The following is a 12,872-nucleotide window of genomic DNA, read 5'->3' as shown; positions in this document are numbered from 1 at the left end:
GCATGCCAGAGCGGTGGCATGGGGCGGCCGCATTACCCGCGAGATCCGGCTCTGGTGTCCGACAGTCCTGCCCGCCAATTCCCTGATGCCGAACTGGCGCTCGACGGGCTCGATGCGGTGCTCGGGCTGCATATCGGCACCGCCCATTCGCTGTTCGTCGGGCGGCTCGAACGCCAGCTCGATCCTCTGGGCGTCACCCCCAAGCAGGTGGCGATCCTCTGGCTGGTCAAGGCCAATCCGGGGATCAGGCAGACCGGGCTTTCGCGCTTTTTCCGGATCGAGCGGCCCACGGTGCACCAGTTCGTGCGCCAGTTGCGCGAGAACGGCTTCCTGATCAACGAGCCGTGCAAGCACGACCGCCGCGCGGGCGGGCTGTGGATCACCCCGGAAGGGCAGGCCATTCTTGCGCAGGCGCGCGCGGTGATCGGCGCTTACGAGGCCGAACGGGTCGCAGGCCTGAGCGGCGAGGAGCGCGCCGAACTGTTCCGCCTGCTGGCCAAGCTTTGTGCGACGGCCTCTCTCAGGGATGCCTGATGCCGGGGGGGGCTCAGGGGTTCAGGAACCACTCAGCCAGGATGTGGCTTGATGACAACGATGGGGCGCCCTTTGCGTGGCGCCTCCCGGAGACGATGATGAACAAGACCAAGTCCCTCGGTTTGCTGGCTGGCGCGGCGTTTGCGCTGGGTGTTGCCGTGGCTGCGGGCACGGTGGCGGGGCCTGCTTTTGCCCAATCTTCCGCCGTCCAGTTGCCTGCGGGTGATCCGGTGCGCGGTCACACGGTCTATGCGCGCTGCATTGCCTGCCACGATCTCAATACCGGGGTGACGCGGCTGGGCCCCTCGCTCAAGGGCGTGATGGGGCGCAAGGCGGGCGGGGTTGCCGATTTCGCGTATTCCGCCGCGATGAAGGGCAGCGGCGTGACCTGGGACACGGCCAGCCTCGACGCGTTCCTCAAGGCGCCCGCCGGGTTCATGAAAGGCTCGCGCATGGCTTTTGCCGGGCTTCCCGATGCGCAGGATCGCGCCGACGTGATCGCCTACCTGCAACAATCGGCCCATTGAAGGGCTTTGGGGGGATGAAGGGGCAGCAGGGCTGGCGCGCATGGCTCGCGGGGGGCTTCGTGTCGGCGGCGCTCGTGTCCGGGGGCAGCGGGGCATGGGCCGCCGGGGCACAGCCCGTCGCCGGTCAGGTGGAAGAGATCGGACAGGCGCGGGACGCCGGGGCCATGCTCGAAGCGCGGTTTCGCACGCCCCCGGCCTCGGCACGGGCGCGTCTGGACTGGCGCCTGCCTGATGGTGGTGCCGCCTCTTCTGCTGTCGCCGCCGATCTAGACTGGATGAGCCGGACCGGGCTGGGCGGGCTCCAGATTGAAAATGCCAGCGCGTCGCCACAGGCCTTGCGGCTGGTGGCGCAAGGGGCGCAGGCCCAAGGGCTCGATCTGGTCCTTGCCTTGCCGGCAGCCGAGGCTGTCGACAGCCTCGACGGGGCAGCCATGCGCATCTGGCTCAACCGCTGTTTCGATGATCTTCAGGCTGCGCTGGGGGCCGGGATGCTCGGGCCCCACGGGGTGCGCGGGCTGGTGAGCGGCACGCAACGGGTGGCCTTGCCCGCGACCACGCCCCTGATGAATGCCCAGTTCGCACGGCTGCGCGGCTATGATCCGGCGCCCTGGCTGCCGGTGCTGTCGGGCGCCGGTGTGGGGGAGGCCAGCGCGCAGGATCAGGCCCGCTTCCTGCGCGACTGGCGGCGCACGCGCGCCGATCTGCTCAATTCCGAACGCTTCGGCATGATCGCGCAAGTCGCGCACGAGCGCGGGCTCAAGCTCTATGGCGCCGCGCCCGAGGGGGCCGCGCCCGACGATGCCATGGCCATGCGCATGCGCGCCGACGTGCCGATGGTGGTGGTGGCGCAGGCCGCGCTGACCGGCGCGCGCGGCGCAGGGCTTGCGGGCGAACGGCGCATCGCCGAGGCCGCCTCGGTCGCCCATGTCTATGGGCAGAACTGGGTGGCGGGCGAAGTGCTGCCCGACATGGGGCCCTCGATTATCGCGCCGTGGACGGTCACTCCTTACGCGATGCGCGGCGCGCTCGATCTGGCCTTCGTGAACGGGGTCAACCGGGTGATCCTTCCGGCCCGGATCGGGGCGAGCGGGGCCCCATGGTTCGGCCCGCAGCAGAGCTGGGCCGGGCTCGCGCAAGGGTTTTCCGATTATCTCGCGCGCACCTCGCTGATGCTTCAGCAAGGGCACAATGTCGCCGATCTGGCCGAACTGGCCGATGAAGAGGCGCCGCGCGGCGATGCCCCGCCGCGCGGCGATGCCCCGCCGCGCGACGATGCCGTGCCGCCCGGCTATGCCCGCGATTTCGTGACCGCCGCGATGGTCGATGGCAGCTTTGTGGTCGATGGCCATGATCTGGTAAGCCAGAGCGGGGCCCGCTATCGCGCGCTCTGGCTGGGCGGGGTTGCCCGGCCCATGACCTTGCGGACACTGGCGCGGCTGGCCGATCTGGTCGCGGCGGGGGCCACCGTGATCGGGCCGCGCCCGCTCGCGTCCCCCGCGCTGGCCGATGCACAGGGCGATGCGCCCGCGCGCTGGCAGTCGCTGACCGCCATGCTCTGGCCCGAGGGACAGGTCGAAACGGTGGTCGGGCAGGGCCGGGTCATCGCGGGGGGGAATGCCGGGGTGGCGCTCGCCCGGATGGGCGTGGCCCCCGATTTTCGCCCAGCGGGCTCCGATGCGGGCTCCGATACGGCCTTCGTGCATCGCACGATGCGCGATGGCGAAAGCTGGTATCTGGTCAATCGCGCAGATCACGAAGTCCGCTTCGACGGGCACTTCCGGGTCATGGGCAAGGCTGCCGAAATCTGGCACGCCGAAACCGGGCAGATCGAGGCGGCCAGCTATCGGATCGAGGGTGGCGAAACGCGCGTTCCGCTCGTGCTGGCGCCTCGTGGCTCGCTCTTCGTGGTGTTCCGCAAGCCGGCCAGTGCGCGCGCGGTGCAGCTCGCGCCCGTGGTGGAGCGCCCCCTCGTCACCCTGACCGGGCCCTGGGCGCTCGCCTTTCAGGGCGGGCGCGGGGCCCCTGCGCGTTTGAACGTGCCTGCGCTCACGCGCCTCGACCGCAGCCCGATCGAGGGTGTGCGCCATTTTTCGGGCGAGGTGGCCTATGGCATCGGCTTCCGCCCCCCGCGCGGCTGGAAGCGCGGCATGCCCTTGTGGCTCGATCTGGGCGAGGTACACGATCTGGCGCAAGTGCGCGTCAATGACCGGGACATGGGCACGCGCTGGCAGGCACCCTATCGCTACGACATTGGCAGCGCGGTGCGCGGGGGCACCAACCGCCTCGTCGTGCAGGTTGCCGGAAGCTGGGCCAACCGGGTGATCGGCGATGCCGCCGCCCGTGCGGCAGGGGCGAAGGCAGCCATCGCGCCCGCCATCGCGCCCCTGACGGCGGATATTGCCCGCGCGCCGCTCGTGCCTTCAGGGCTGGTCGGGCCCGTTGTTCTGGGAACGACGGTTCAGGAAACCGGGAACGGCCCGGCTCATTCGGCGGGCGGCGGGCCGACCGAGGCCCGCTCGACAAGGTGATAGGGCAGGTTGCGCAAGGGGGGCGCCTCGGCCCCGCGCGTAACCAGCAGCGTGGCGGCGGCGTGGCCCTGTTCCTCGATCGGCTGGTAGACGGTCGTCAGATAGGGCCAGACCGAGCGCGCCACCCAGCTGTCGTCGAAGCCGCAGATCGAGATGTCGCGCGGGACGACCAGACCGGCCTGTGCGCAGGCGACCATCGTTCCGGCGGCCGAATCATCGTTGGTCGCGAAAATGGCCGTGGGCCGGCGGGGCAGGGCGAGCAGCTCGTTCCCCGCCCGGATGCCGCCTTCGAAGCTGTGGTCGCCCCCGGCTTCGGGCACGGGTTCCCTCAGGCCCAGATCGTGCAGGGCTTCGAGAAAACCCAGACGGCGGCGCCGGGCCGCGCCATGGCTGACCGGGCTGCTCACCATGGCAAGGCGGCGGTGGCCCGCTTCCCACAACATGCGCGCCACGGCCGCCCCGGCGCCATGGTCGTCCATGCCAACGCCCGGCGCATGGGCACTGGGCACGTCGGGCGAAATGCGCACATGGCGCACCCCGCGCGCGACGAGAAAATCGAGCACGACCGGAATGTCGGAGATCGGCGGGGTCAGCACGAAGCCGTCGCAGCGGCCATTGCGCAGCAAGGTGGCCAGTTGCGCCTCGATCTCGGTGTCCGGGCGCGAGGTGTCGATCCGGTCGATCCGCAGGTGATACTGGTTTTCCATGCAGGCGCGGTAGACCCCGGCCTGAAGCTTCACCGTGTAATTGGGGCTCGGATTGTCGAACAGCACGCTGATGATGAACGAGCGCGCCCCGGCCAGCGAACGGGCCGCCGTATCGGGCACATAGTCGAGTTCGGCGATGGCCCGTTCGACTTTGGCGCGCAGCGTGTCGGAGACATGGGGTTCGCGGTTGATGACGCGCGAGACGCTCTTGAGCGAGACACCTGCCCGCATGGCGACATCCAGCATGGTGGCCTGAGGGGCGGCCGCTGGCAAGACAAGTGATTGGGGCGCTTGTGCATGTTTCAGGTCTGGCATGAGGGGTGATATGGACGTTTCCGGCCTGCAAGCCAACCAGGCGTTGCGTGACAAATGTTGGCAACCGGCGTTGGCAACCGGGGTGACGGCGGGGGAGCCATGGTCGTGCCGGGGGCCGTTCGCCCGCGAAACGGCGCGATACGCAGCTTATTCAAGCTGCGCCGTTGACATTCCGGGGCATCCGGGTCTTGTGTCCCCATGCTTTCGCAAAAGACGCGATATACGATCCGGGCACTCCAGCATCTGGCCGACACTTTCGGGCAGGGGCCCGTGCGCCTCGATGCCATTGCCGAAGCGCAGAACATTCCGCGCAAGTTCCTGACCGTGATCCTTTCGGAAATGGCCCGCGAGGGCGTGGTCATCTCGCAGCGCGGGCGCGACGGGGGCTATGAACTGGCCCTGCCGCCGGTCGACATCCGCTATGGCGACATCATCCGCCTGACGCGCGGCAGCCTCGCGCTGGTTCCCTGCGCCAGCCGCAACGCCCACGAGCACTGCGCCAATTGCCTGCCCGAGGCCGATTGCCGGTTGCGTGGCCTGATGATCCGCCTGCGCGACGACATGGCCGACATGCTCGACACGGTGACCCTGGCCGATCCGATCACGCTGGTGCCTCCGTTTGACGAAACGGCGCAAGCCTGAAACCGGTTGGAATTTTTCACCTCCCGCTTGCGCAACCTCCCCTTGGCGAGGCCACGGGCGGTGGTTATAGGATTGGCATGACCGTTCCTGCTTCTGGCCGCAGCCCGCTGCGCATCGCCGTTCTTGCCGCCGCTACCGCCGCTCTGGGCCTGACCGCCGGCTGCGCCGGTGCGGGCAAGACCAAGAAGGACGTGGCCTATGTCGCACGCGACGTGGACACGCTCTACATGACGGCCAAGGACCGGCTCGACCATGGCGACGCCAAGCAGGCCGCCGCGCTTTTCGACGAAGTGGAACGCCAGCACCCCTATTCGCCCTGGGCCCGCCGGGCCCAGCTGATGGGCGCGTTCAGCTATTACGTCGCGCGCGACTATGCCAAGTCGGTCCAGACCGCGCAGCGCTTCCTGTCGATCCATCCGGGCAACAAGGACGCGCCTTACGCCTATTACCTCGTCGCGCTGTGCTATTACGAGCAGATCAGCGACGTGACCCGCGACCAGAAGATCACCCAGCAGGCGCTCACCGCGCTGACCGAAGTGATGCGCCGCTATCCCAACACCGACTACGCCACCGACGCGCGCATGAAGATCGACCTCGTGAACGATCACCTCGCGGGCAAGGAAATGGAAGTGGGCCGCTTCTACGAACGCAGCGGCAAGTGGCTGGCCAGCGCCCTGCGTTTCCGCGTGGTGGTCGACAAGTACCAGACCACGAGCCACACGCCCGAGGCGCTGTTCCGTCTGGTCGAAGCCTATCTGGCGCTCGGCGTTCCCGAGGAAGCGCACCGCGCCGCCGCCGTGCTGGGCCACAACTATCCGGGCAGCGAATGGTACAAGCGCGCGTTCAAGCTGGTGAATGCCAAGGGCGACAAGCTCTCGGCGGCCTGATCCGGGCGCTTTGCCAGAGCAGACATGCAAAACGGCGGGGCCAGCGGTCCCGCCGTTTTTCGTGTTTGCTCTACCGGATCAGGGATCGGGCGGCTCAGGCCGCCATGATCGCCCAGTTCGTCCGGGCCCATGTCTCGACCGCATCGCGCAGAGCGGCCTCGAACTGGTCGGTCGCCGCCTTCCACGAATAGCTGGCCCCGTGGGTGGCCACGGCGGCGCGGTCGCAGGCGAGCGCCCCGGCAATGGCGCGGGGCAGGTCCTCGTCGAGCATGCCGACCGGCGAGGCCAGCGTGCCGAACGGGCCACGTCCCTGTGGGCCCACGATGTCGAGCGGGCCGGGCACCGGGAAGGCCGCGACCGGCACCCCGCAGGCCATGGCCTCGATCATCACCAGCCCGAAGGTGTCGGTCCGGCTGGGGAACACGAAGCAATCGGCGGCGCGATAGGCGCGGGCGAGGTTTTCGCCTGCCATGGCCCCGGCAAACAGGGCTTGGGGATGGCGGGCCCTGAGCATGGCGAGGTCTGGCCCGTCGCCGACAACCAGTTTGGTTCCGGCAACGGGTGCCTCAAGGAACGCGCCGAGGTTCTTCTCGACCGCCACGCGCCCGACATAGAGCAGCAGGGGCCCCGGCAGGTCGGCCCAGGGCGTGCCTGCGCGTTCGGGCGTAAGGGCAGGGCGGAACTGCGCAGGCTCGATCCCGCGCGACCACAACCGCGTCTGGCACAGGCCATGCCCGGCCAGTTCCGCCGCAAGGCTGGGCGTGGCGACCAGAACCGCGCTGCTGCGCGCATGAAACCGCCGCATGACCGGCCAGAACGCCTCGGGGCTGAGCCCGGTGCGCATCGCCGCATAATCCGGGAAACGAGTGTGGAACGCGCTGGTAAACGGCATCCCTTCGGCCTTGCACCAGCTGCGCGCGGACCAGCCGATCGGCCCTTCGGTGGCGATATGGACGATGTCGGGCGCAAAGGCGCGCAAGATGCGCCGCGTGCCGAAACGCGGGGCCATGGCAAGGCGGATCTCGCTGTAGCCGGGCAGGGCCAGCGTGCGGAACTGCTCGGGCGTGACGAGGCAGACCTCGTGCCCGCGCGCGCGCAGCAGGGCCACCGTCGTCGAGAGCGTGCGGACCACGCCGTTGACTTGCGGGTGCCAGGCATCGGTGCAGATCGCGATCCTCATGCGACCGGCCTCATGCGACCGGTTCAGCCTGCGGGACGGGGGCTGTTGCGGGAGGGGCCAGCTCGGTCTGGGCAACGGGCGCCGGGTTCAGCCGGGCCTGTTCGGCGGCCCAGTCGACGATGCTCATCGCCCCGCAGAAGTCCTCGACCAGCGCGGTGCAGCTTTCCACCCAGTCACCGTCGTTGTAATAGGTCACGTCACCGATCTGGCGAATTTCGGCGCAGTGGATGTGGCCGCAGACCACCCCGTCGACCCCCATGTCGCGCGCGGCATGGGCCACGGCTTCCTCGAAGTCGCAGATGAACTGGACGGCGTTCTTCACGCGCTTTTTCATGTAGGCCGACAGCGACCAGTAGGGCAGCTTGAACTGGCGGCGGACCAGATTGACCCAGCGATTGGCCTTGAGCAGCACTTCGTAGGCCGCATCGCCCAGAAAGGCGAGCCAGCGGGCATAGAGCACCACCCCGTCGAACCCGTCGCCATGGGTGACCAGCAGGCGGCGCCCGTCGGCGGTGACATGGATGGTGTCGAGTGCGAGTTCGACGCCGCCGAAGGTCATCCCCGCATAAGGGCGCAGCATTTCGTCGTGGTTGCCCGCGATCAGCACGACACGGGTGCCGCGATGGGCCATCTTGAGCACGCGGCGGACGACTTCGTTGTGCGCGTCGGGCCAGTACCACCCGCGCGAGAGGCGCCAGCCATCGACGATGTCGCCCACGAGATAGAGCGTCTCGCATTCGATCGAGGCGAGGAAATCGAGCAGCATCTGCGCATTGCAGCCGCGCGTGCCCAGGTGAAGGTCCGAGATCCACACCGTGCGGACCCGGCGCTTGGGGCGAAATCCGCGCGGCTCGGGCAGATCGAGCCATTCGGGGAGGCCCTTGATCCACTCGCTCATCGGTGCCAATTTGCCGTTTTCCAGCATGTTACCGGGTGTCTTTCCCACGTTTTCCATGACCGGCGCCCCTTCCTGCCGCGGTTGCGTTCCGACTCTGATAGGCCCCTCAGGTTGCGTGGACGCGACAGAGTGTCACCAATGTGAAACAAGACGTGAACATTGGGGGTGACGCGGAGCCGCGCAGGCATTAGACACAATCGAATGCTGACCGGGCTTTCCATCCGTAATGTCGTCCTGATCGAGGCGCTCGACCTCGCATTTCCGGGCGGTCTGGGCGTTCTCACCGGCGAGACCGGGGCGGGCAAATCGATCCTGCTGGATTCGTTGGGGCTGATTCTGGGCGACCGGGCCGACAGCGGCCTCGTGCGCACAGGCACGGATCAGGCGAGCGTGACCGCCACTTTCGAATTCGCCGTGCGGCCCGAAGGCGTCGCGGCCCTGCTCGAAGAGGCCGAAATCGCGTGGGAGGCGGGCGAACCGCTGCTCATCCGCCGCCGCCTGAAGGCCGACGGGGGAAGCCGGGCGTGGATCAACGACCAGCCCGTGGGCGTTGCGCTGCTGCGCGATCTGGCGCGCTTCCTTGTCGAACTCCATGGCCAGCACGATGATCGCGGGCTGGTCAACGCGCGCGGACACCGCCTGCTGCTCGACCGCTATGCCCGCGCGGAAAGCGCCGCGGTCCAGTCTGCGTGGGAGATATGGCGCAAAGCGGAAATCGCGCTGGCACAGGCCCGCGCCCATCTGGCTGCCGCCGTGGCCGAACAGGACCTCATCACCGCGCACCTTGCCGAACTCGACAGCCTCGCCCCCAAGCCGGGGGAGGAGGAAGACCTCGCGCTCCAGCGCTCGGGCATGCAAAAGGGCGAGCGGCTCTCGGGCGATCTGGCCGCGCTTGATCAGGTCTGGTCGGGCCCGGATTCGCCGCTGGACGCCTTGCGCAGCGCGGCGCGGCGGCTCGACCGGATCGCGGGCGAACATCCGTTGCTGACCGAGGCGCTCGAAGCGCTCGACCGCGCGATCATCGAAGCGGGGGAGGCCGAAGACAAGCTGGCCGCCGCTGCCGAGGCGCTGGCCCATGACCCGGCCCTGCTCGACCGGATCGAGACCCGCCTGTTCGACTTGCGCGCCGCCGCACGCAAGCACGGCTGCACGGTCGACGAACTGCCCGCCCGGCGCGAGGCCTTGCAGACTGCGCTCGACGCCATCGAGGGCGGCGAGGCGCGGATCGCAGGGCTGGCCCGTCAGGCCATGGATGCCGGGCTCGATTATCGCGCCAAGGCCGAGACGCTCTCGGTCCAGCGCGCGGAGGCCGCGCGGCGGCTCGACAAGGCGGTGGCCGCCGAACTGGCGCCGCTGCGGCTCGATGCAGCGCGCTTCCACACCGCTGTCGTCCGCCTGCCCGAGGATCGCTGGGGGCCGCAGGGTGTCGATGGTGTCGAATTCTTGATCTCGACCAATCCGGGCAGCGATTTCGCCCCGCTGGGCAAGATCGCTTCGGGGGGCGAATTGTCGCGCTTCATTCTCGCGCTCAAGGTCGCGCTGGCCGAGGAAGGCGGCGCTGCCACGGTCATCTTCGACGAGATCGACCGGGGCGTGGGCGGCGCCGTGGCCAGCGCCATCGGCGAACGCCTCGCCCGGCTGGCACAGGGCGGGCAATTGCTCGCCGTGACCCACAGCCCGCAAGTGGCCGCGCGCGGGGGCGCCCATTTCCTGATCGCCAAGTCGAGCGAGGGGACGGTCACGCGCACGGCTGTCACGATGCTCGACAAGGGCGAACGCAAGGAAGAAATCGCGCGGATGCTCTCGGGCGCCGAAGTCACCGACGAGGCCCGCGCCCAGGCCGACCGTTTGCTGGAACAGGCATGAACCACCCTCTCGACCGCCCCGTGTGGCATGCGCTGACCGGGCCGCAGGCCGCGCTCGCGCGCCGCGCCGGACAGGCGCTGCGCATTGCCCCCTCCTATGGCCCGTTTGCGGCGGCCCCGCCCGGCGGCGAGGCCGATCTGGTCCGCCTGCTCGTCGATCCGGCCGATACGATCTGGCTGGTCGAGCCCGAGGGTGCCCCCGCGCCGCCCGGCCTTGTCGTCCAGCGCCGGGCCGAACTGGTCCAGATGATCGCCGATGGGCCGCTGCCCGCCAGTGCGCGAACGGGGCCCGAAATCGTGCCCTTGGGCGAGGCCGACGTGCCCGAGATGACCGCGCTGGCCCTTGCGACAAAACCCGGCCCCTGGGGCCCCGAAACATGGCGCTATGGCCAGTTCTATGGCATCCGTGCGCCCGATGGCCGTCTGGCGGCGATGGCGGGCGCGCGGATGCGCCCGGCCCCCGGCTTTGCCGAAGTGAGCGGGGTGGCGACATGGCCCGAATTTCGCGGGGCCGGCCATGCCGCGCGGCTGATCGGACATGTGATGACCGGGTTCCTCGCGCGCGGCGATGTGCCGTTCCTCCACAGTTATGCCGATAATCAGGGGGCGATCCGGCTTTACGAAGCCCTCGGATTGCGTATCCGGCAGCGATTGGTTGCGACGATACTGGGAAAAACGTGAAATGAGCGATCCGGCAAATCTGGATGAAGCGGCGGCAGCCAACGAGCTGATGCGGCTGGCACGGCAGATCGCCCATCACAACCGCCGCTATCACGCGCAGGACGAGCCGGAGATTTCCGACGCCGAGTTCGACGCCCTCGTGCGCCGCAATGCCGAGCTGGAAGCGGCCTTTCCCCATCTCGTCCGTGCCGACAGCCCCTCGCGCAGTGTCGGCTTCGAAGTTTCCGCCTCGCCCTTGGGCAAGGTGACCCACGAGGTTCGCATGATGAGCCTCGACAACGCCTTTACCGACGAGGAAGTCGAGGAATTCGTCGCGCGTGTCCGGCGCTTTCTGGCGTTGCCCGCCGATGAACCCGTGGCGATGACCGCCGAGGACAAGATCGACGGGCTCTCGTGCTCGCTGCGCTACGAGGATGGCGTGCTTGTCCGTGCGGCAACGCGCGGCGACGGGCAGGTGGGCGAGGACGTGACGCCCAATGTCGCCCATATCAAGGATATACCGCAGAAACTTGCGATGGCACCGGGCGAAGTGCCGCCCGCCGTGTTCGAGATCCGGGGCGAGGTCTTCATGGCCAAGGCCGATTTCCTCGCGCTCAATGCCGCGCAGGAAGAGCGTGGCGACAAGACTTTCGCCAATCCGCGCAATGCCGCTGCCGGATCGCTGCGCCAGAAGGACGCCAGCGTGACCGCCAGCCGCCCCTTGCGCTTCTGGGCCCATGGCTGGGGCGCGGCGAGCGCGGTTCCGGCTGAAACCCAGTTCGGCGTGATGCAGGTGATCGCGCGCTGGGGCGTGCCGGTTTCGCCGCTGCTGGTGCGGTGCGAGGATGTCGCGCAGATGCTCGCCCATTATCGCGCGATCCAGGTGCAAAGGCCTGATTTGCCGTATGATATTGATGGCGTCGTCTACAAGGTCGACAGCCTTGAATGGCAGAAGCGGCTGGGCTTTGTCGCCAAGGCGCCGCGCTGGGGCATGGCCCACAAGTTTCCCGCCGAGCGCGCCGAAACCACGCTGGAGGCCATCGACATTCAGGTGGGCCGCACCGGCAAGCTGACCCCGGTAGGGCGGCTTGCGCCCGTGTTGGTGGGCGGGGTGACGGTCACCAATGTCACGCTGCACAACCGCGACGAAATCGCCCGTCTGGGCGTGCGCGTGGGGGACCGCGTGGTCTTGCAACGCGCTGGCGATGTCATCCCGCAAGTGGTTGAAAACACGACGCGCGAGGAAGAACGCCCGGCCTTCGTGTTCCCCGATCATTGCCCCGAATGCGGCAGCGAGGCCGTGGCCGAGGAGGGCGAGGTCGACGTGCGCTGCACCGGCGGTCTGGTCTGCCCGGCGCAGCGGACCGAGCGCCTCAAGCACTTCGTCAGCCGCGCCGCGCTCGATATCGAGGGGCTGGGCGAGAAGACCATCGCCGAATTCTTCGCGCTGGGCTGGCTGGAAAGCCCGGCGGACATCTTCCGCCTGCGCAAGCGGCGCGACGAGATCGTCGGGCGCGAGGGCTGGAAGGACAAGTCGGTCGACAACCTGATCGCCGCAATCGAGGCCAAGCGCACGCCCGATGCGGCGCGGCTGCTGTTCGGGCTGGGCATCCGCCATGTCGGCGCGGTGACCGCGCGCGACCTGATGAAGCGGTTCGTGACGCTGCCGGCCTTGCGGGCCGTGGCCGAGCGGGCGCATGGGGATGGTGACCAGGCTGGCGACGAAGACGCGCGCGGCGAACTGCTGGGCATCGACGGCGTCGGGCCGGTGGTGGTCGAGGCGCTGGGCGATTTCTTCCACGAGGCGCACAACCGCGCGGTCTGGGATGATCTCTTGTCGGAAGTGACGCCGCCCGACTATATCGTCGAGACGCGCGCGAGCGCGGTGGCGGGCAAGACGGTGGTCTTTACCGGCAAGCTCGAAACGATGAGCCGCGACGAGGCCAAGGCCCAGGCCGAGGCTTTGGGTGCACGGGCGGCAGGCTCCGTCTCGCCGAAGACCGACCTGATCGTGGCCGGGCCGGGGGCGGGCTCGAAGCTCAAGAAGGCTGCCGAACTGGGCATCGAGGTGATCGACGAGGCGGCCTGGGCGGACATCGTGCGCGCGGCGGGGTAGCGGCAAAAAGGGG

The 12,872-nt window shown here is 68.7% G+C and carries 11 protein-coding genes; 8 read left to right on the top strand and 3 right to left on the bottom strand.

What is annotated here, in order from left to right; genetic code table 11:
- Positions 1 to 54: 54 nt before the first annotated feature.
- From SBI20_RS04830 to SBI20_RS04820, 3 genes are read left to right on the top strand one after another with little or no spacing between them, the layout of a single operon-like run.
- Complete coding sequence (locus SBI20_RS04830) at positions 55 to 534, top strand: MarR family winged helix-turn-helix transcriptional regulator (protein WP_317973982.1); 480 nt, start codon at positions 55 to 57, stop codon at positions 532 to 534.
- A gap of 41 nt (positions 535 to 575) precedes the next feature.
- Positions 576 to 1,061, top strand: coding sequence for a c-type cytochrome (locus SBI20_RS04825; RefSeq protein WP_317973981.1), 486 nt, complete (start codon positions 576 to 578; stop codon positions 1,059 to 1,061).
- A gap of 14 nt (positions 1,062 to 1,075) precedes the next feature.
- On the top strand, positions 1,076 to 3,589 hold the full coding sequence (locus SBI20_RS04820; RefSeq protein ID WP_317973980.1) for a glycosyl hydrolase: 2,514 nt from the start codon (positions 1,076 to 1,078) through the stop codon (positions 3,587 to 3,589).
- Here the strand turns inward: SBI20_RS04820 and SBI20_RS04815 are convergent.
- Positions 3,544 to 4,542: a LacI family DNA-binding transcriptional regulator gene (locus tag SBI20_RS04815; RefSeq protein WP_317973979.1), complete on the bottom strand. Its 999-nt coding sequence runs from the start codon at positions 4,540 to 4,542 to the stop codon at positions 3,544 to 3,546. The two genes, SBI20_RS04820 and SBI20_RS04815, sit on opposite strands and share 46 nt — an antisense overlap.
- A 267-nt stretch (positions 4,543 to 4,809) precedes the next feature.
- Between SBI20_RS04815 and SBI20_RS04810 the strand changes: the two genes are divergently transcribed.
- Together SBI20_RS04810 and SBI20_RS04805 are read left to right on the top strand one after the other, a co-directional pair.
- Positions 4,810 to 5,253 carry an RrF2 family transcriptional regulator gene (locus SBI20_RS04810; protein WP_317973978.1) on the top strand — a complete coding sequence of 148 codons (444 nt, stop codon included), beginning with the start codon at positions 4,810 to 4,812 and terminating at the stop codon, positions 5,251 to 5,253.
- Positions 5,254 to 5,330: 77 nt separating this feature from the next.
- Entirely contained in the window at positions 5,331 to 6,140 is an 810-nt protein-coding gene (locus tag SBI20_RS04805; RefSeq protein ID WP_317973977.1) for an outer membrane protein assembly factor BamD, read from the top strand.
- Positions 6,141 to 6,234: 94 nt separating this feature from the next.
- Here the strand turns inward: SBI20_RS04805 and SBI20_RS04800 are convergent, their stop codons facing one another.
- Together SBI20_RS04800 and SBI20_RS04795 are read right to left on the bottom strand one after the other, a co-directional pair.
- Positions 6,235 to 7,320 (bottom strand): glycosyltransferase family 4 protein, encoded by a 1,086-nt coding sequence (locus SBI20_RS04800; RefSeq protein WP_317973976.1) that lies wholly within the window; start codon positions 7,318 to 7,320, stop codon positions 6,235 to 6,237.
- Positions 7,321 to 7,330: 10 nt separating this feature from the next.
- Entirely contained in the window at positions 7,331 to 8,218 is an 888-nt protein-coding gene (locus tag SBI20_RS04795) for a UDP-2,3-diacylglucosamine diphosphatase (RefSeq protein WP_411911540.1), read from the bottom strand.
- A gap of 201 nt (positions 8,219 to 8,419) precedes the next feature.
- Between SBI20_RS04795 and recN the strand changes: the two genes are divergently transcribed.
- The 3 genes from recN to ligA are packed head-to-tail and all read left to right on the top strand — an operon-like array spanning position 8,420 to position 12,859.
- Positions 8,420 to 10,084: a DNA repair protein RecN gene (recN, locus tag SBI20_RS04790; RefSeq protein ID WP_317973975.1), complete on the top strand. Its 1,665-nt coding sequence runs from the start codon at positions 8,420 to 8,422 to the stop codon at positions 10,082 to 10,084.
- Entirely contained in the window at positions 10,081 to 10,764 is a 684-nt protein-coding gene (locus SBI20_RS04785) for a GNAT family N-acetyltransferase (protein ID WP_317973974.1), read from the top strand. Before recN ends, SBI20_RS04785 begins: the two co-directional genes overlap by 4 nt.
- 1 nt (position 10,765) lies before the next feature.
- A complete protein-coding gene (ligA, locus tag SBI20_RS04780; RefSeq protein WP_317973973.1) occupies positions 10,766 to 12,859 on the top strand; it encodes an NAD-dependent DNA ligase LigA in 2,094 nt (697 codons plus the stop codon).
- The last annotated feature ends 13 nt before the right edge of the window (positions 12,860 to 12,872 follow it).

The sequence above is a fragment of the Novosphingobium sp. IK01 genome, from assembly GCF_033242265.1.
Classification (GTDB): Bacteria; Pseudomonadota; Alphaproteobacteria; order Sphingomonadales; family Sphingomonadaceae; genus Novosphingobium; species Novosphingobium pituita.
The sequence above is the reverse complement of the archived record's forward strand: the minus strand, read 5'-3'. Positions and strand labels throughout refer to the sequence as shown.

Coding starts and splice junctions, on each gene's coding strand:
- SBI20_RS04825 (WP_317973981.1), top strand. CDS start 576: ATGTGGCTTGATGACAACGATGGGGCGCCCTTTGCGTGGCGCCTCCCG.
- SBI20_RS04820 (WP_317973980.1), top strand. CDS start 1,076: ATGAAGGGGCAGCAGGGCTGGCGCGCATGGCTCGCGGGGGGCTTCGTG.
- SBI20_RS04815 (WP_317973979.1), bottom strand. CDS start 4,542: ATGCTGGATGTCGCCATGCGGGCAGGTGTCTCGCTCAAGAGCGTCTCG.
- SBI20_RS04810 (WP_317973978.1), top strand. CDS start 4,810: ATGCTTTCGCAAAAGACGCGATATACGATCCGGGCACTCCAGCATCTG.
- SBI20_RS04805 (WP_317973977.1), top strand. CDS start 5,331: ATGACCGTTCCTGCTTCTGGCCGCAGCCCGCTGCGCATCGCCGTTCTT.
- SBI20_RS04800 (WP_317973976.1), bottom strand. CDS start 7,320: ATGAGGATCGCGATCTGCACCGATGCCTGGCACCCGCAAGTCAACGGC.
- SBI20_RS04795 (WP_411911540.1), bottom strand. CDS start 8,218: ATGAGCGAGTGGATCAAGGGCCTCCCCGAATGGCTCGATCTGCCCGAG.
- recN (WP_317973975.1), top strand. CDS start 8,420: ATGCTGACCGGGCTTTCCATCCGTAATGTCGTCCTGATCGAGGCGCTC.
- SBI20_RS04785 (WP_317973974.1), top strand. CDS start 10,081: ATGAACCACCCTCTCGACCGCCCCGTGTGGCATGCGCTGACCGGGCCG.
- ligA (WP_317973973.1), top strand. CDS start 10,766: ATGAGCGATCCGGCAAATCTGGATGAAGCGGCGGCAGCCAACGAGCTG.